The sequence below is a fragment of the Kitasatospora sp. NPDC028961 genome (assembly GCF_055564815.1).
Map to the genome: position 1 here is coordinate 107,898 of NZ_JBVHVO010000015.1, position 17,480 is coordinate 125,377.

Below are 17,480 nucleotides of genomic sequence, written 5' to 3' on the forward strand. Positions count from 1 at the left end.
TCCCGGCGGAGCGCCCGGTCCGGTCGGCTCAGTACCCGAAGGCCCTGGCCGTGTTCGCCGCGATGGCGGTGGCCAGCTCGTCCTCGTGCAGCCCCAGCGTCGCGGCCATCGAGCGGACGGTGACCGGGATCAGGTACGGCGCGTTGGGGCGGCCGCGGTACGGGTGCGGGGTGAGGAAGGGCGCGTCGGTCTCGACGAGCACGCGGTCCGGCGGGGTGGCGGCGAGGGCGTCCCGCAGCGGCTGGTTGGCCTTGAAGGTGACCGGTCCGGCGAAGGACAGGTACCAGCCGTGCTCGGCGCAGGTCCTGGCCATCGCGGCGTCGCCGGAGTAGCAGTGGAAGACGGTCCGCTCGGGGGCGCCCTCCGCCAGCAGCACCGCGATGACGTCCTCGTGGGCGTCCCGGTCGTGGATCACCAGGGCCTTGTCGTGCCGCTTGGCCATCTCGATGTGCCGGCGGAACGACTCCTTCTGGATCTCCACGCCCTCGGGACCGGTCCGGAAGTAGTCCAGGCCGGTCTCGCCCACGGCGCGGACCTGCGGCAGCGCGGCGAGCGCGTCGATCTCGGCGAGGGCGGCGTCGAGCGCGGCGGCGCCGCCGGCCGGGCGCTGCTGCCCGGACCAGCCGTCCGGGTCGCCGAGGAAGATCCGCGGCGCCTCGTTGGGGTGCAGGGCGACGGCCGCGTGCACCTGCTCGAACTCGGCCGCCAGATCGGCGGCCCAGCGCGAGCCGGGCACGTCGCAGCCCACCTGGACGACGGTGGTGACGCCGACGGAGGCGGCGCGCGCCAGGCCCTCGGCGGGGGTGCCGGACTGCATGTCCAGGTGGGTGTGCGAGTCGGCGACCGCCACCGCCAGCGGGGCGGGCAGCGGCGGTGGCGTCGACCGGTCGTCGTCCTTCTTCGCCATCAGGCGGCGGGCTTCTCTTCGAGGCGCGGGAACAGGATCTCGCCCTTGGTGACGGTGGCGCCGGCGGGCAGCCGGCCCCAGTCCGCCGCGGTGGCGACGGTCTGCGCGGACAGCGCGCCGAGACCGGCGGCCTCGGCCCCGAGCGAGACCCAGAGCTTCTCGGCGGTGGCCGGCATCACCGGGTTGAGGAGCACGGCGGTGGCCCGCAGCGCCTCGGCGGCGGTGTAGAGGATGGTCGCGAGGCGCGCCCGGCCCTCCTCGGACTCGTCCTTGGCGACCTTCCAGGGCGCCTGCTCGGTGAGGTAGCCGTTGACCTGCTTGACGAACTCGAAGACCGCCGCGAGGCCGCCGGCGAAGTCCAGCTCCTCGCCGATCTTCCGGTCGGCGGTCGCGACCGCCGCCGTCAGCCCGTCCGCGACGGCCTGCTCGGCCGGGCCGTGGGCCGGCGAGGCCGGCAGCGCCCCGTCGAAGTACTTGCCGACCATGGCCGCCACCCGGGAGGCCAGGTTGCCGAAGTCGTTGGCCAGCTCGGAGGTGTACCGGGCGGTGAAGTCCTCCCAGGAGAACGAGCCGTCGGTGCCGAACGGGATGGCCCGCAGGAAGTAGTAGCGGTAGGCGTCCACGCCGAAGTGCGAGGTGAGGTCCTGCGGGGCGATGCCGGTCAGGTTGGACTTGGACATCTTCTCGCCGCCGACCATCAGCCAGCCGTTGGCGACGACCCGCTTGGGCAGCGGCAGTCCGGCGGCCATCAGCATGGCCGGCCAGATCACCGCGTGGAACCGCAGGATGTCCTTGCCGACCAGGTGCACGGAGGCCGGCCAGAGTTCGGCGAAGCGCTCGGGGTCGGTGCCGTAGCCGGCCGCGGTGATGTAGTTCTGCAGCGCGTCGACCCAGACGTAGAGGACGTGCTTCTCGTCCCAGGGCAGCGGCACGCCCCAGTTGAAGGTCGAGCGGGAGATCGAGAGGTCCTTGAGGTCCTGCTCGACGAAGCGCAGCACCTCGTTGCGGGCCGTGGCGGGCTGGATGAAGTCCGGGTTCGCGGCGTAGAACTCCAGCAGCTTCGGGCCGTAGGCGGAGAGCCGGAAGAAGTAGTTCTCCTCCTCCAGCCACTCGACCGGCCGCTTGTGCACGGCGCAGAGCTTCTCGCCCTCGGTCGCGCCGTCCAGCAGCTCGGCGGGGAGCTTGTACTCCTCGCAGCCGACGCAGTACGGGCCGGAGTAGCCGCCCTTGTAGATCTCGCCCTTGTCGTAGAGGTCCTGGACGAACTCCTGCACCCGGTCGGTGTGCCGCTCCTGGGTGGTGCGGATGAAGTCGTCGTTGGCGATCTCCAGGTGCTGCCAGAGCGGCTTCCACGCCTCCTCGACCAGCTTGTCGCACCACTCCTGCGGGGTGACGCCGTTGGCCTCGGCGGTGCGCAGGATCTTCTGACCGTGCTCGTCGGTGCCGGTCAGGTACCAGACCTTCTCGCCGCGCTGGCGGTGCCAGCGGGTCAGCACGTCGCCCGCCACGGTGGTGTAGGCGTGGCCCAGGTGCGGGCGATCGTTGACGTAGTAGATCGGGGTGGTGACGTAGTACGCCGGGGTCGCGTCCCCGGTGGTGCTGTGTTCTGCAGTGGCCGCCATGGTCGGCAAGCTTAATCGGGTACGGGGGCGGCCCTCGACCCGTGCCCACCGGGGGCCGGCGCCGCGCGCCGGTCGGCTCCCGCTCCACCGGGTCGTCCGGCCGTCGGTCCGCCGACCGGCCGCCGAACCGTCCTCCCGGGCTCAGCCCGTCACGCGCGCCCAGAGCCGGGCCAGGCGTCCGCGCGGCGCGGGCGCGGGCGCGGCCACCGGCTGGGCACCGGCCGGCTCGGCGTGCGCCGAGTAGCCCGGGGCGTGCTGCCAGGACTTGTCCGCGCTGGCCACCCGGCCCTCGCGCATGATCCGGACGGTGTGGCCGCCGCAGCCCGGGCAGGTCGGCTTGAGCAGCGGCGACGGCACCCGGACACCGTTGGCGTGGTACTCGAACACGACGTGCCCGTCCCGGGCCATGTGGTGCTCGATGTCATACGCCTGCTCCCAGCCGTATCCGCAGCTCAGGCAGGCGAAGGAGTAGGCCTCCCGGACGGTCTCGACAGGGGTCTGCGGCCGGCCGGTCAGGCCGGGGTCGCTCAGCGCATTGCCACCGCGGGGGCTACCGATCGTCTCGCTCATAGCAGTCTCCCAGCGCCCGCCGGGCGCTCGCCCGGCTGGGTCTTTCCATCCCAGGAAATGCCCGGATCGCCCCGGCCGATGCCCCTCTTGTGAAGACTTGGACGCGGATTGGGAATCCCTATACGAAAGGGTGGATCCTGACCGAAAACCACGGCCAAAGCTTCAGCTCGGCGGGCGTTTACCGGGGCCTTCACTCCAAGGTACGCGCCCCCGTCACCCCCGGCACCTGCGGCTTTCAGGACGGGCCGGCCGGCGTGTTCTTGGCCGCCACCACCGCGTCGAACACCTCCCGCTTGGGCAGCGCCAGCTCCGCCGCGACCGCCGCGATGGCCTCCTTGCGGCGCTCCCCGGCCTCCTCCCGGACGGCCACCCGGCGGGCCAGCTCGGCCGGGGTCAGCTCGGCCGGGGCGGCCGGCGGGGCGCCCGCGACCACCACGGTGATCTCGCCCCGGACCCCGTCGGCGGCCCACTGCGCCAGCTCGCCGAGCGGGCCCCGCTTGATCTCCTCGTAGGTCTTGGTCAGCTCGCGGCAGACCGCCGCGGGGCGGTCGGCGCCGAACGCGAGGGCCATCGCTGCCAGCGTCTCGGCGATCCGGTGCGGGGCCTCGAAGAAGACCATGGTGCGCGGCTCGGCGGCGACCGTGGCCAGCTGGCGCGCCCGGTCCCCGGTCTTGCGCGGCAGGAAGCCCTCGAAGGTGAAGCGGTCCACCGGCAGGCCGGACAGCGCCAGCGCGGTGAGCACCGCGGACGGGCCGGGCACCGCGGTGACCTTGACGTCGGCGGCCACCGCGGCGGCCACCAGCCGGTAGCCGGGGTCGGAGACGGACGGCATCCCGGCGTCGGTCACCAGCAGCACCCGGGCGCCGCCCAGCAGCGCCTCGACCAGCTCGGGGGTGCGGCCGACCTCGTTGCCCTCGAAGTAGGAGAGCACCCGCCCGGCCGGGCTCACCCCGAGCGCCTGGGTGAGCCGGCGCAGCCGCCGGGTGTCCTCGGCCGCGATCACGTCCGCCGTGGCCAGCTCGGTGAGCAGCCGGGGCGGGGCGTCCGAGACGTCGCCGATGGGGGTGCCTGCGAGAACGAGTACTCCTGTCACGGGCCCCATCCTTGCAGGAACCGGGCCCCGGGTGTTTTTGGTGACGATTCGGGCAGCTTCGGAGGGAGCCGTCCTCCCCGAAGGAAGCGCCCCTACGATGTGGCGGATGAACGGCGACACGGCGGCGCAGACGCCCACTGGTACAGACCACACCGCGCAGGGTGGCGTCGGCGTGCCGGTCCTGACGGACCAGGCGTCCCCCGCCGTCCCCGCCCCGCGCGCGTCCGGGGAGGAGGAGCGCCCGGATCCGTCCTGGCTGCGGCGCCTGGCCCGGCACGGCTACACCCCGCCGCCGAAGGCCACGCTCGCCGAGCGGCTCGTGCCGCCGATGCCGGACGGCCCGGGCGTGACGCCGGCCCGGGTCGCCCCCTCCCCGATCCTGCTGCGGCTCGGCGTGGCCGTGCCGGCGCCGCTCTGGTCCTGGCTCTGCCGCTGGGCCGGCTGGCTCGGCCCGCTCCTGGTGGCCCTGTTCGGCGGACTGCTCCGGTTCAGCGGCCTCGGCGAGCCGAACGCGATCATCTTCGACGAGACGTACTACGCCAAGGACGCGTACGCGCTCTGGCACGGCGGCTACGAGATCAGCTGGCCGGACGGCGCCAACGAGCAGATCATGGCGGGGTCGGCGGTGCCGTACCGGCCGGACCCGAGCTACGTGGTCCATCCGCCGGTCGGCAAGTGGATCATCGGCGCGGGCGAGCAGCTGTTCGGGATGAACCCCTTCGGCTGGCGGTTCGCGGTGGCGCTGCTCGGCACGCTGTCGATCCTGATGGTGGCCCGGATCGCCCGCCGGCTGTTCCGCTCGACCCTGCTGGGCTGCGTCGCCGGTCTGCTGCTCGCCGTGGACGGCCTGCACTTCGTGCTCAGCCGGGCGGCGCTGCTGGACCTGGTGGTGATGTTCTGGATCCTCGCCGCGTTCGGCTTCCTGCTGCTGGACCGCGACCGCACCCGGGCGAGGATCGTCGCGCGCCTGGGCGGTGTGGCGGACTCCGCCCTGGCCCAGCGGCTGAACCTCGGCTGGCGCCCGTACCGGATCGCGGCCGGCGCCTGCGTCGGCCTGACCTGCGCGACCAAGTGGAGCGGCCTGTACGTGGCCGCCGCCTTCGGTGTGCTGACCGTGCTCTGGGACGCCGGTTCGCGCCGGCTGGCGGGCGCCGGCCGCCCGTACCTGTGGACGCTGGTCCGGGACGTGGTGCCGGCCTTCGTCTCGATCGTGGTGGTCTCCGCGGTGGTCTATGTGACCTCCTGGTGGGGCTGGTTCGCCAGCAGCACCGTGCCCGGCCGGGGCGGCTACGGCCGGGACTGGGCGGTCGGCCGGGACACCGCGTTCCCGTGGATCCCGGAGGGCCTGCGGGCGCTCTGGCACTACCACTCCACGGTGTACGACTTCCACACCCACCTGAGCGATCCGCACACCTACCAGTCCAACCCGTGGAGCTGGCTGGTGCTCGGCCGACCGGTCTCCTTCTTCTACGAGTCCCCGAAGCAGGGCCAGGCCGGCTGCACCGCGAGCGACTGCGCCCGCGAGGTGCTGGGCATCGGGACCCCGCTGCTCTGGTGGGCCGGCGCGGTGGCGCTGGTGTACTGCCTGTGGCGCTGGGCCGCCCGGCGCGACTGGCGGGCCGGCGCGGTGCTCTGCGGCCTGGCCGCCGGCTACCTGCCCTGGTTCGCCTACCAGCAGCGGACCATCTTCCTGTTCTACGCGGTGGCCTTCGTGCCGTTCCTGGTGCTCGCCGTGACCATGCTGGTCGGCGCCCTGATCGGGCCGGCCGGGGCGTCCCGCGACCGGCGGATCATCGGTTCCGCGGCGGCCGGGCTGCTGGTGCTGCTGATCGTCTGGAACTTCCTCTTCTTCTACCCGCTGTACACCGGGCAGACGATCCCGATGGACGACTGGCGCAAGCGGATGTGGTTCAACACCTGGATCTGACGGTCCCGGGGTGGGAACCGTGCCGACGTGGTGCGCGACACGTACCAGATCCGTCACAAGACCCGGGCGTTTCGTCGGCGCACCGAGTTCGGCTGCCTAGGCTGGTCACCGAACGCGTATCCGGCCATCTCCGGCTGCGGCCAGTCGCCAGACCCTTGGGGGAACAGCACCATGCGCAGAGGCGCCAAGATCGGCATCATCACCGGCGTTTCCGTCGCCGTGCTCGCGGGCGGCGGGTACGGGGCCTACAGTCTCGTCGGGTCGGGCGGCTCCGACACCGCCGAGGCCAAGAAGGCCCGCACGGTGGTCGCCGAGCCTCCCAGCGCCGAGCAGGCCGCGGCCGGGGCCAAGGACTTCCTGGAGGCCTGGGCCGCCGGTGACATCGCCAAGGCGGCCGGGCTGACCGACGACCCGGCGGCCGCGACCGCCGCGCTGACCGCGTTCAAGGACCAGGTCAAGCCCAGCGCGCTGACCCTCGCGCCGTCCGGCCCGGCCACCCCGGCCGCCTTCGCCTCCGCGACCGGCACGCCCTCGCCGGGCGCCAAGCCCCCGGCCGCCACCGGCTCCGCGGCGCCGACCGCGGCGGGCACCGAGTCGCCGTCGGCCTCCGCCTCCGCCGCCCCCTCCGGCGTGCTGATGGGCTTCAAGGCCCGCGCCGAGTTCGAGGGCACCAACCGGGTCTGGGACTACAACGGCTTCCTGGGCGTCGTGAAGATGAGCGACAACACCCCGGCCGTGCACTGGGCCCCGTCGGTGATCCACCCGCACCTGACCGCGGGCGAGGTGATCGCCACCCAGCCGGTCTTCGCCCCCGCGGGCAACGTGGTCGACCGCAACGGCAAGGCGCTGCAGGGCGCCTCGATCACCCCGGCGCTGATCTCGACCCTCCAGGACAACGCCCGCAAGCTCCTCCAGGCCGACCCGACCAAGGACCAGAGCGACGCCGGAAGCGGCGTGGTAATCACCGACGCGGCCGGCAAGGGCGTCACCGACAAGCTGTTCACCATCGTCGAGCCGAAGCCGGCCAAGCCGTTCAAGGTCACCATCGACAACGCCGTGCAGGCCGCCGCCGAGAAGGCGATGGCGGACCTCGGCGGCAAGCAGGGCTCGATCGTGGCCATCGAGCCGAGCACCGGCCAGGTGCTGGCCTTCGCCAACGCGCCGGCCACCGGCCAGAACCGGGCCTTCGTCGGCCTGCTGGCCCCGGGCTCGACGATGAAGATCGTCACCTCGGCGGCCCTGCTGGAGGCCGGCGTCAACCCGGACACCCCGGTCGCCTGTCCGGTGAAGAGCAGCAACCCGAAGGCGATCCCGAACTCGTTCCCGGACGCCTACCCGAACAACACGCTCCAGCAGGACTTCATGATCTCCTGCAACACCGCCTTCATCGACCAGGGCCTGGCCAGCCTCAAGCCGGCCACCCTCGGTGCCACCGCGAAGGACGTCTTCGGCATCGGCCTGGAGTGGAAGACCGGCCTGCCCAACGTCGACGGCCGGGTGCCGGACCCGGGCGCCAACAAGGACGAGCAGGCCATGCAGTCGATCGGCCAGGGCAAGGTCCAGATGAACCCGCTGGCCATCGCCTCGATCACCGCCACGGTGCAGAGCGGTGAGTTCAAGCAGCCGATCCTGGTCGCCGACCTGCCGCAGCAGAAGGCCGCCCGCAACCTCTCCGCGGACGCCGACGCCAAGCTGAAGGCGATGATGGCCGCCACCGCCAAGGACGGCACGGCCAAGGCCGCGATGGCCGGCATCTCGGACAACGCCGGTGCCAAGACCGGCTCGGCCGAGGTCGCCGGGATGGACACCACCAACAGCTGGTTCACCGCCTACCGGGGCAACATCGCCGTCGCCGCCGAGGTCCAGGCCGGTGGCCACGGCGCCGACGCGGCCGGCCCGGCCGTCGCCGCCGTCATCAAGGCGGCCGGCAACCGCTGACGCCCGGCCGGCGCCGCCCCGCGGTCAGCCCCGGGGCAGCGCCGGCTCCGGCCTGGTCAGCAGGCAGCCGGCCGGCACCGGCGGGCTCCCGCTCCACCGCCGGGCGGCCAGCCGGGGCCAGATCACCAGGACGGCCGGCAGCGCCAGGTAGCCGAAGCGCCCGGCCGGCGCCAGCATGAACGCGATCGCCAGCCCCGCCGCCAGCAGGTCGGCGGCGGCGATCGCGGAGACCGGCGGCCGGGCCAGCAGCCAGATCGCCACCCCCAGCCCGCCCACCGTCATCAGCGCCAGCGACACGGTGTGCCCGGTCGGGCCGAACCCGGCCAGCACCTTGCCGGGCAGCGGGCTGCCGGCCGGCGTCTGGATCGCGGTCAGCCCCAGGGGGAACCGCACCACCTGTTCGCGCAGCTCGTCGGCCCGGACCAGCACCGAGGGCAGGATCACCAGCAGGCCGGTACCGAGCGCGGTCAGTCCGGCCCGGGCCGCCGGGCGCCGCCCGTAGAGCCGCCACAGCAGCAGGACGGCCACCGGCAGCGCCGGCCAGGCCGTCCACTTCAGGGTGCAGGCCAGCGCGAGGACCAGCCCGGCGCCGATGGTGCGGTCCCGTTCGGCGAGGGCCATGGCCAGGCAGCAGACCCCGATCAGCGGCAGGTCCACCCCGCCGACCGCCAGGGCCAGCGCGATCAGCGGCGAGGCGGTGAGCACCGCCAGCGGCAGCAGCGGGGCCCGGTCCCGGGACGGCCGCAGCAGCCGCCAGCTGGCCAGCAGGCAGGCCAGGAAGGTCAGCGCGAACCAGATCCGGGCGTCCCCCACCACCTGTGCCACCGGATTGCCGCTGCCCACCAGGGCACGCGGCATCCCGAACAGCGTCATCGCCGGCAGGTAGGGGTTGTAGTCGGTGACCACCACCGGGTGCGGCAGGTACGGGCTGCCGGTGATGAGCAGCAGGTGCGCCGAGCGCTCGACCACCATCACCTCGGACTGGTGGCGCCCCTGCAGCGCCAGCAGCGCCAGCGGCACCAGGACGGCGCCCAGGAGGGCGACCCCGGCGGCCGCACGGGCCGCCCACCGGCGCGGCAGGACCAGGCAGAACAGCCCGGCGAGGGCGTACGCGGGGGCCGCGACGGTCCCCCAGAGCCGCTGGTTGGGCAGGTCCGACACGAGCGGGAAGGCCGCCGCCCAGCCGGCCGCCACCAGGCAGCCGAACAGTTGGACGCGCCGCAGCGCGGCGAGCCGGGTCGGGTTCAGCCGATCGGGCGGGGTGCCGGTGGACCGGTCACCACGCTGACGGGGGAACGGCCGGGGCGCCGCCGTACCGCGCGGACGGTCTCGTCGGGTCGGCGGCCCGGCCTCTGCGGGCGGGGCCGGCGCGGCCCCACGGCCGGTGAAGCGGCCGCGCGGGCGGGAGTAGCCGGGCGTGCGGGTGCTCACCATGGTGGAAGGTTATGGGCGGGGGCCACGCCGTGTCGCCATCTCCGGGCCGGGAGTCTGCGGTGGCACGGACGGGGCCGTCGAGTGGCATTCGCCCTTCGACGGCCCCGTCCGCGGGTGCTCGGTACGCGAATCTCAGCCGGCCGGGTTGTCGGCCGTGGCGTCGGTCGGCCGCGCGGCCTTCTCCAGCTTGGAGTGCTTCATGCTGTAGCCGAAGTAGACGACCACGGCGAGCGTCAGGGCGATCGCTCCGGCCCGGAACGTGTCGGCGTGCAGGCCGGTGATCAGGTAGATGCAGAAGCCGACGCTGACCAGCGGGACGACCGGGTAGCCGGGCACCTTGAAGCCGCGCGGCAGGTCGGGCTGGGTGCGGCGCAGGATGATCACGCCGACCGAGACCACCGAGAAGGCGATCAGGGTGCCCAGGCTGGTGATGTCGGCCAGGACGTTCAGCGGGATGAAGGCGGCCAGCGCGCCGACGCCGAGGCCCACCACGATGGTGTTCCAGACCGGGGTGCCGGTGCGCGGCGAGAGCTCGGCGAAGCGCTTGGGCAGCATGCCGTCGCGGCCCATCGAGTACAGGATGCGGGTCTGGCCGTAGATCACCACGAGGGTGATGCTGAAGATCGAGATGATCGCGCCGATCGCGAAGACGATGGCGGGCCAGCTCTGGCCGGTGATGTCCTGGAGGATCTGGGCGAGGCCCGCCTCCTGGCCGTCGAACTTCTCCCAGGGCTGCGCGCCGATGCCGGCCAGCGCCACCAGGATGTACAGCAGGGTGACCACGACCAGCGAGATGATGATCGCCATCGGCAGGGTGCGACGCGGGTTCTTGACCTCCTCACCGGCGGTGGACACGGCGTCCAGGCCGATGAACGAGAAGAAGATGCTGGAGGCCGCCACCTGGACGCCGCCGATGCCCAGCGGCATGAACGGGGTCAGGTTGCCGGAGTGGAAGCCGGTCAGGCCGACCCCGATGAAGAGCAGCAGGATGAGGATCTTGATGCCCACCATGGCCGCGTTGACCTTCACCGACTCGCTGACGCCGCGGATCAGCAGGGTGCAGACCATCGCGACCAGCAGCAGGGCCGGCAGGTTGAACCAGTGGGTGCTGTCGGGCGCCCCGGAGATCGCCTCGGGGATCCTGAACCCGAAGGCCAGGTCGAAGAACTTGTTGAGGTACTCGGCCCAGCTCACCGCGATCGCGGAGGCCGAGACGCCGTACTCCATCAGCAGGCAGATGCCGACCGCGAACGCGACGCCCTCGCCGAGGGTGGCGTAGGCGTACGAGTACGAGGAGCCCGAGACCGGGATCGCGGAGGCCATCTCGGCGTAGCAGAGCGCGGTGAGGCCGGCGGTGACCGCGGCGATCACGAAGGACAGGATCACGGCCGGACCGGCCGCCGGCACGGCGGTGCTGAGCACGAAGAAGATGCCGGTGCCGATGGTGGCGCCGATCCCGATCGAGGACAGCTGCCAGAGGCCGATCGTGCGGCGCAGGTGGATACCGGAGCGTCCGCCCTCCTCGGGCGCACCGGCGGGAAGGCCGTCGCGGCCCTCGCTCTCGGCGATCAGGGTCGAGACGGGCTTGCGCCGCAACAGGCGCGCGCCGAGGGCGTTGCTGGCCAAAACGAGGATCCTTGCTGGGCGAGGGAGGGTGTCCGAGCGGCCGGTCACTCGACGCGCCGTGGGGTGCCATCGGGGACCAACCGAACAAAGATGGGACAGTACCCCGCGAATGCACCAGTGTCGCAAACGAACAGTCGCGCGGTGCGCATTGTACGAATCGTCGCACTGGCATGCACAAACCGGACACTTCGCAAACGGCGGATCTTGGACCGAGCCGCTAAGCCGCAGGTCAGCGACCTGCTCTCGGCGTACAGGCCGTTCCGCCCCTCACCGCCCGAGAACGGCCTGCATCACCGACCGGGCGATCGGTGCCGCCAGCGCGCCGCCGGTGACATCGGTCGCGTCGCTGTCCGCGATCACGACCGCGACCGCCACCGGCGCCACCGCGCCGGAGCCGGCCGGCTCGGCCCACCCGATGAACCAGGCGTAGGGCGTCCCGGAGTTGTCCACCCCGTGCTGGGCGGTGCCGGTCTTCCCCCCGACCACCGCCCCGCCGATCCGCGCGTTGCGCCCGGTGCCGTTCTCCACCACGTCGGTCATCAGCCGCTGCACCTGCCCGGCCACCGCCGGGCTCATCGCCTGCCGGTACGCGGCCGGACGCATCAGCTGCACGGTGGTGCCGTCCTGCTTGGTCAGCTTGTCCACAAGCTGTGGACGCATCACGGCGCCGTTGTTGGCGACCCCGGCCGCGACCATCGCCATCACCAGCGGGGTGGCCGCGGTGTCGAACTGGCCGATCGAGGAGAGCGCCAGCTGGGACTCGTTCATCCGGGTGTCGAAGTTGGAGCGGGCCGGCCGGACCGGGACGTCCAGCCTCGGGTCGTTGAAGCCGAAGTTCGCGGCCGTCTCCACCATCCGGTCCAGCCCGACCTGCACCCCGAGGTAGCCCAGCACGCTGTTGCAGCTGTGGACCATCGCGGTGTCCAGCGACTGCCCCGGCTCGTCGCACGCCGGGGTGTCGTTGACCAGCGGCGTGGTGGTCCCCGGCAGGACGTACGGGTAGGGCGCGCCGGTCGGCGCGTCCGGGTCCGTGACGACGCCGTGCTGCAGCGCGGCCGCCGCGGTGACCACCTTGAAGGTCGAGCCGGGCGGGTAGGTCTGGCGCAGCGCCCGGTTGAGCATCGGCTGGTCGGCGTCGGCCTGCAGCCGGTTCCAGGCCTCCTGGTCGGCCGCGGAGGAGCCCGCGAAGCTGCCCGGGTCGTACGAGGGGGTGCTGGCCAGTGCCAGGATCCGGCCGGTGGCGGGCTCGATCGCGGCGACCGCGCCCTGCTGCCCGCCGAGTCCGCGCATCGCGGCCTGCTGGGCGGCCCGGTCGATGGTCGTGTAGACGTCCCCGCCGGGGTTCTGCTTGCGGGCGACGGCGTCCCAGACCGCCCAGCTCGCCAGCCGGCTGTCCGTCCCGGAGAGCAGGTCGTCCTCCGTCCCCTCCAACTGGGTGTTCCCGTAGGCCTGCGAGGAGTACCCGGTGACGGCGGCGTACAGCGGGCCGTCGGTGTAGGTGCGCTTGTAGTCGTACCGGCCGCCGGTGGGTTCGGAGCCGGTGACGCTGTCGGCGCCGACCAGCAGGTTGCCGCGCGGCTGGGAGTACCGCTCGATGGTGAGCCGCTGGTTGGCCGGGTTGTGGTCCAGTTCGTCGGCCCGGAACACCTGGACCCGGGTGGCCTGGACGCACAGCGCCACGGTCAGCAGCAGGCAGAAGGTGCCCGCGCGGCGGCCGGTGACGGAGATCCCCGGCCGGCCCTGCGGCCCGCCGCCGCGGGAGCGGCCGAGCGCCATCAGACCTCCCCGGCGGACGGGCGGCGGGCGATGTCGCTCATCCGCACCAGCAGCGCGACGATGATCCAGTTGGTGACCACCGAGGAGCCTCCCTGGGCGACGAACGGGAGCGTCATCCCGGTCAGCGGGATGAGGTCGAGCACCCCGCCGGCCACCACGAACACCTGGAGGCCGACGATCGACGCCAGCCCGATCGCGAGCAGCCGGCCGAACGGGTCCCGCAGCGCGATGCCGGTGCGAAAGCCCCGGGCGACCAGCAGCGCGTACAGCAGGAACAGCGCGATCAGCCCGGTCAGCCCCAGCTCCTCGCCGATGGTCGCGAGGATGAAGTCGGACTTGGCCGCGAACCCGATCAGCACGGAGTGCCCGTTGCCGAGGCCGCTGCCCAGCTCCCCGCCCCAGGCGAAGGCGAACAGCGACTGGGCGATCTGGTTGGCGCCCCGGCCCTCGGCGATCGAGCCGAGCGGGTCCAGCCAGTCGTTGACCCGGCTGTGCACGTGCGGTGAGAGCCAGCCGACCCCGACCGCGGCCACCGCGGCCAGGAACAGCCCGATGGCGATCCAGCCGCTGCGCGCGGTCGCCACGTAGAGCATGACCACGAAGAGGCCGAAGAAGAGCAGCGAGGTGCCGAGGTCGGTCTCCAGGACGAGGACGCCCACGAAGGCCGCCCAGATCAGCAGGACCGGCCCGAGCACCCGCCCGCGCGGCAACTGGAACCCGAGCACCCGGCGGCCGGTCAGCGCCAGCGCGTCCCGGTGGACCGCCAGGTAGGCGGCGAAGAAGACCGCCAGCAGGATCTTGGCGAACTCGCCCGGCTGGAACGAGAGCGGTCCGACGGTGATCCAGATCCGCGAGCCGTACACCGGCGGGAAGAAGATCGGCAGCACCAGCAGCACCAGCGCCACCAGGGCGCCGATGTACGCGTAGCGCCGCAGCCGCTTGTGGTCGCGCAGCAGCACCACCACCGCGATGAACAGCGCCACCCCGAGCGTGGACCAGAGCAGCTGGGTGGGGGCCGCGCCGCCGCCGGGAGTGGCCCGGTCCAGCCGGTAGATGACGACCAGTCCGATCCCGTTGAGCAGCACGCCGATCGGCAGCGGCAGCGGATCGGCGTACCGCGCCCGCCAGCGCACCACGGCGTGCGCCAGCAGCGCGAGCACGCCGAGCGCGGCGCCGTACTCGGCCGCATCGGCGGGGACCGTGCCGTCGATGTTGACCCCGACCTCGGCGTAGCCGAGGACGGCGATCAGCACGGCGGCCAGGACCAGCGCGAGCTCGGTGTTGCGCCGGGTCCGCACCGTCCGGCGGGGCCGGCCGGCGGTTCTCGTCACGGCGGAGGGTGTCGCCACGGACCGTCCTGGGTGTCCTGCTGCGCGGGTGTGCTGCTGACGGAACGACGGCCGGGGCGGCCGGCCGGCCGGGCCCGTCCGCCCCGGCCCGGCCGGCCGGTCCGGCGGGTGCGGCTCAGGCGGAGGCCGGGGCGGAGGCCGGGGCGGGCTGCACCCGGGACGCCTCGACGGTGGCCCTGAGTTCGGCCTCGGCCCCGGCGGAGAGCGAGGTCTGGATGATCCGGCCGCCGTAGCGGGCCAGCGCCGGCACGACCTTGTCGGCCGTGGCCCGGCGGACCAGCAGGAACACCGCGGCGGTGCCCGGCTGGAGGTGCTGGGCGACCTCGCGCATGAAGTCGTCGTCCACCCCGATGTCGGTGGAGGCGCCGACCGCCGCGCCGGCGGCGCCGCCCACCGCCGCGCCGAGCAGCGGCATGAAGAACAGCAGACCGATGACGCCGCCCCAGAGCGCTCCCGAGGCGGCGCCCGCACCCGTGGTGCTGACCTGCTGGTGCAGCTTGATCCTGCCGTCCTCGCGGCGTTCCACGACGACCGCGTCCTCCAGGTCGATCAGCTTCTGGGTCTGCAGTCCGACCGCCTCGTTGCGCACCGCCTGGGCGGTGGCCAGATCCGGGTAGGCGATCGCGAAGAGATTGCTCATGCGCTGGTCCTTCCAATCCGTCGGACGTACCGGCCGGGCGCGGGCGCCGGTGCCCCGGTTCGTCACCCTAACGAGCGCTATCCGCAGATATGGGCTCTTGCGGCCGGTGTGTCCCGCCTCGTCGAACCGGCCCGCCGTCACCCGCACTGCCGCCCGGCCCCGCCACCGCACCCGCCGCCGGCCGTCCGACCGGCGCCCGCCCCGACCCGGGCGGCGCACGCCTGGGCAACCGGCGGCCGATGTCCCACCGGCGCCCGGGAGTTCGCGCCGGAGTCCGGCGACCCGTGCACCGGACCGCGTTGGCCATGGCGAACTGATGATCCCTAGGATCGGGCGGGTGACTACCGGACGACGCCCGAAGGCCAGGCTCGGCAGCCTGCTGGCCGCCCTGGCGATAACAGGCGGCGCGCTGCTCAGCGGCCTGCCCGCCCATGCCGACGAACCATCAGCCGGCAACGCCGGCAAGGAAGCCCCCCGGGTCGACCTCGTCCTGGACGTCAGCGGCTCGATGCGAGCCACCGACATCCAGGGCAAGAGCCGCATCGCGGTGGCCCAGCAATCCCTGAACGAGGTGATCGACGCCCTGCCCCCGGAGACCGACTTCGGCATCCGCACGCTGGGCGCCAACGTCCCCGGCGAGGCCGACAAGGCCCAGGGCTGCCTGGACACCAAGCAGCTCTTCCCGGTCGGCAAGACCAACAAGGTCGAGGCCAAGACCGCGGTCGCCACCCTGCGCCCGACCGGCTGGACCCCGATCGGCCTGGCCCTGCGCGGTGCCGCGCAGGACCTGGGCAAGGGCGAGACCACCCGCCGGGTGGTGCTGATCACCGACGGCGAGGACTCCTGCGCCCCGCCGGACCCGTGCGACGTGGCCCGTGAACTCGCCGCCCAGGGCATCCACCTGGTGATCGACACCCTCGGCCTGGCGCACGACGACAAGACCCGCCAGCAGCTGCTCTGCATCGCCAACGCGACCGGCGGCACCTACACCGACGTCCGCACCCAGGAGCAGCTCACCGACAAGGTGAAGCAGCTGGTGGACCGCTCCAACGACACCTACACGGTGGCACCGGTCAAGACGGCGGGCACCGACAAGTGCGAGAGCGCGCCCGTCCTCACCCCCGGTGTCTACAGCGACCGGGAGAAGTTCTCCGAGCACCGGGTCTACCGCGTCCCGGTCAAGGCCGGGCAGGAGCTGCGCGCCTCGGTCAGCGTCGCGCTGGACCGCGGTGTCGCCCGTGACTACGGCGTCCTGCTCCAGGCCACCAGCGCCACCGGCCAGGAGCTGGTCCGCGGCACCGACGCCGGCAGCGGCCGGACCGACGTGATCTCCACCGGTCTGCGCTGGTCCACCGACGACTCCAAGGGCTACGCCTCGGCGACGCCGTCCGCCTCGCCGAGCGGCAAGCCGGAGACCACCGTCTGCCTGGTCGTCAGCAACTCGCTGGCCGCCCTGCCCGGCGTCCAGGCCGACCCCGGCCTGCCGCTGGAGCTGACGGTCGACCTGTCCGCCGCCTCGCCCGCCCCGGACGGCCCGGCGATGGGTCTCGGCCGCGGCTGGATCCTGCTGCTGGTGCTCACCCTGGCCGGCCTGCTGACCGGCCTGCTGTTCGGCTGGATCGCACGCTGGCGGATCGCTGTCTGGCGGGAGAACTGACCATGCGTACCTCGACGACCCGCGCCGCGCTCGCCGCGCTCGCCCTGCTCCCCGCCCTGGTGCTGGCGGCCCCCGCGGCCTCCGCCGCCTCGCCGTCCCCCTCCGCCGGCGCGAGCGGGACGCCCGCCCCGGCCACCAAGGCCGGAACGTCCTTCCTGACCGCCATCAACCTGGCCCCCGGCCAGGACGCCAACGTCGCCGCCTCCACCGGCGACTACCTGTACTGGGCGTTCGGCGCCTCCGAGGGCCAGACCGCGACGGTCGGCCTGACCGTCGGCCTGGCCCCCTCCGCCGACCGGCACGGCCCGCAGACCTGGAGCGTCGAGGTGTTCGACGGGCTGCGCCGCCGCCAGTCCTGCACCGCCGGCACCCAGAACGCCACCGCCGACCCGGCCGCCGCCTCGCTCGCGCTCAGCTGCACGCTGCGCGAGGTCCGCTCCTGGGCCGAGCCCTGGTCCGGGGACCCGCTGCCCGGCACCTACTACGTACGGCTCTCGCTCGCCGACGCCCCGCAGCCGGACCTCGGCCTCGCCGCCTCCGTCCAGCTGCACGTCGGTGCCAAGGGCGACGCCGACAACGCCCAGCCGGAGGGCGGGGAGCTGAAGGCCCCGCTGGTCCCGCCGGTCGGCGGCGGCGCCGCGACCGCCAAGGCGGCCGCCCCCGAGGAGGCCGAGGACCACTGGTACACCGGCTGGTTCTCCGGCTGGAACAGCCGGTGGTTCTGGACCCTGGCCGGCGGCGTGCTGGCGGCCCTCGCCGGGGTCGCCGGCTACACCCTCACCCGCCACCCGCACGGCCGCCGGCCGGCCCGCTACGGCTCCGTGCCGCCGCAGGCCGGTGCCCCGCAGCCGGGCCCGTACGCGGGCTCGGGCCAGCCCTGACGGCACCCGACACCCTCCCGAGGGCCGGCCGGAGTCTCTCCGGCCGGCCCTCGGCCGTCT

General features: G+C 73.4%; 13 protein-coding genes. 4 read left to right on the plus strand and 9 right to left on the minus strand.

The window, feature by feature from the left end; genetic code table 11:
- Window positions 1–28: 28 nt before the first annotated feature.
- From ACZ4UX_RS24350 to rsmI, 4 genes are all read right to left on the minus strand, one after another.
- Entirely contained in the window at window positions 29–907 is an 879-nt protein-coding gene (locus tag ACZ4UX_RS24350; RefSeq protein ID WP_329489297.1) for a TatD family hydrolase, read from the minus strand.
- Window positions 907–2,529, minus strand: a complete 1,623-nt coding sequence (gene metG, locus ACZ4UX_RS24355; RefSeq protein ID WP_359803704.1) for a methionine--tRNA ligase — start codon at window positions 2,527–2,529, stop codon at window positions 907–909. Before metG ends, ACZ4UX_RS24350 begins: the two co-directional genes overlap by 1 nt.
- 141 nt (window positions 2,530–2,670) lie before the next feature.
- Window positions 2,671–3,099, minus strand: coding sequence for a hypothetical protein (locus tag ACZ4UX_RS24360; protein ID WP_465708216.1), 429 nt, complete (start codon window positions 3,097–3,099; stop codon window positions 2,671–2,673).
- Between the two features lie 235 nt (window positions 3,100–3,334).
- Window positions 3,335–4,192 carry a 16S rRNA (cytidine(1402)-2'-O)-methyltransferase gene (rsmI, locus tag ACZ4UX_RS24365; protein ID WP_465708217.1) on the minus strand — a complete coding sequence of 286 codons (858 nt, stop codon included), beginning with the start codon at window positions 4,190–4,192 and terminating at the stop codon, window positions 3,335–3,337.
- Window positions 4,193–4,298: 106 nt separating this feature from the next.
- Between rsmI and ACZ4UX_RS24370 the strand changes: the two genes are divergently transcribed.
- Both ACZ4UX_RS24370 and ACZ4UX_RS24375 read left to right on the plus strand, forming a co-directional pair.
- Window positions 4,299–6,119, plus strand: coding sequence for a dolichyl-phosphate-mannose--protein mannosyltransferase (locus ACZ4UX_RS24370; protein WP_465708218.1), 1,821 nt, complete (start codon window positions 4,299–4,301; stop codon window positions 6,117–6,119).
- Between the two features lie 171 nt (window positions 6,120–6,290).
- Window positions 6,291–8,057 carry a penicillin-binding transpeptidase domain-containing protein gene (locus ACZ4UX_RS24375; RefSeq protein ID WP_465708219.1) on the plus strand — a complete coding sequence of 589 codons (1,767 nt, stop codon included), beginning with the start codon at window positions 6,291–6,293 and terminating at the stop codon, window positions 8,055–8,057.
- A gap of 24 nt (window positions 8,058–8,081) precedes the next feature.
- On the opposite strand, the gene ACZ4UX_RS24380 is transcribed toward ACZ4UX_RS24375, so the two are convergent.
- The 5 genes from ACZ4UX_RS24380 to ACZ4UX_RS24400 form a co-directional block, all read right to left on the minus strand.
- A complete protein-coding gene (locus tag ACZ4UX_RS24380; RefSeq protein WP_465708220.1) occupies window positions 8,082–9,491 on the minus strand; it encodes a glycosyltransferase 87 family protein in 1,410 nt (469 codons plus the stop codon).
- A gap of 132 nt (window positions 9,492–9,623) precedes the next feature.
- Window positions 9,624–11,117 carry an amino acid permease gene (locus tag ACZ4UX_RS24385; RefSeq protein ID WP_465708221.1) on the minus strand — a complete coding sequence of 498 codons (1,494 nt, stop codon included), beginning with the start codon at window positions 11,115–11,117 and terminating at the stop codon, window positions 9,624–9,626.
- A gap of 267 nt (window positions 11,118–11,384) precedes the next feature.
- Window positions 11,385–12,893, minus strand: a complete 1,509-nt coding sequence (locus ACZ4UX_RS24390; protein WP_465708222.1) for a penicillin-binding transpeptidase domain-containing protein — start codon at window positions 12,891–12,893, stop codon at window positions 11,385–11,387.
- On the minus strand, window positions 12,893–14,224 hold the full coding sequence (locus ACZ4UX_RS24395; protein ID WP_329489288.1) for an FtsW/RodA/SpoVE family cell cycle protein: 1,332 nt from the start codon (window positions 14,222–14,224) through the stop codon (window positions 12,893–12,895). The genes ACZ4UX_RS24390 and ACZ4UX_RS24395 overlap by 1 nt, the downstream gene beginning before the upstream one ends.
- A gap of 133 nt (window positions 14,225–14,357) precedes the next feature.
- Window positions 14,358–14,882: a DUF1269 domain-containing protein gene (locus tag ACZ4UX_RS24400; protein WP_352290640.1), complete on the minus strand. Its 525-nt coding sequence runs from the start codon at window positions 14,880–14,882 to the stop codon at window positions 14,358–14,360.
- A gap of 337 nt (window positions 14,883–15,219) precedes the next feature.
- On the opposite strand from ACZ4UX_RS24400, the gene ACZ4UX_RS24405 reads away from it, so the two are divergent.
- Both ACZ4UX_RS24405 and ACZ4UX_RS24410 read left to right on the plus strand, forming a co-directional pair.
- Window positions 15,220–16,539: a VWA domain-containing protein gene (locus tag ACZ4UX_RS24405; protein ID WP_329489286.1), complete on the plus strand. Its 1,320-nt coding sequence runs from the start codon at window positions 15,220–15,222 to the stop codon at window positions 16,537–16,539.
- 2 nt (window positions 16,540–16,541) lie between these two features.
- Window positions 16,542–17,420, plus strand: coding sequence for a peptidase (locus ACZ4UX_RS24410; RefSeq protein ID WP_465708223.1), 879 nt, complete (start codon window positions 16,542–16,544; stop codon window positions 17,418–17,420).
- Window positions 17,421–17,480 lie beyond the last annotated feature (60 nt).

Coding starts and splice junctions, on each gene's coding strand:
- ACZ4UX_RS24350 (WP_329489297.1), bottom strand. CDS start 907: ATGGCGAAGAAGGACGACGACCGGTCGACGCCACCGCCGCTGCCCGCC.
- metG (WP_359803704.1), bottom strand. CDS start 2,529: ATGGCGGCCACTGCAGAACACAGCACCACCGGGGACGCGACCCCGGCG.
- ACZ4UX_RS24360 (WP_465708216.1), bottom strand. CDS start 3,099: ATGAGCGAGACGATCGGTAGCCCCCGCGGTGGCAATGCGCTGAGCGAC.
- ACZ4UX_RS24370 (WP_465708218.1), top strand. CDS start 4,299: ATGAACGGCGACACGGCGGCGCAGACGCCCACTGGTACAGACCACACC.
- ACZ4UX_RS24375 (WP_465708219.1), top strand. CDS start 6,291: ATGCGCAGAGGCGCCAAGATCGGCATCATCACCGGCGTTTCCGTCGCC.
- ACZ4UX_RS24380 (WP_465708220.1), bottom strand. CDS start 9,491: ATGGTGAGCACCCGCACGCCCGGCTACTCCCGCCCGCGCGGCCGCTTC.
- ACZ4UX_RS24390 (WP_465708222.1), bottom strand. CDS start 12,893: ATGGCGCTCGGCCGCTCCCGCGGCGGCGGGCCGCAGGGCCGGCCGGGG.
- ACZ4UX_RS24400 (WP_352290640.1), bottom strand. CDS start 14,882: ATGAGCAATCTCTTCGCGATCGCCTACCCGGATCTGGCCACCGCCCAG.
- ACZ4UX_RS24410 (WP_465708223.1), top strand. CDS start 16,542: ATGCGTACCTCGACGACCCGCGCCGCGCTCGCCGCGCTCGCCCTGCTC.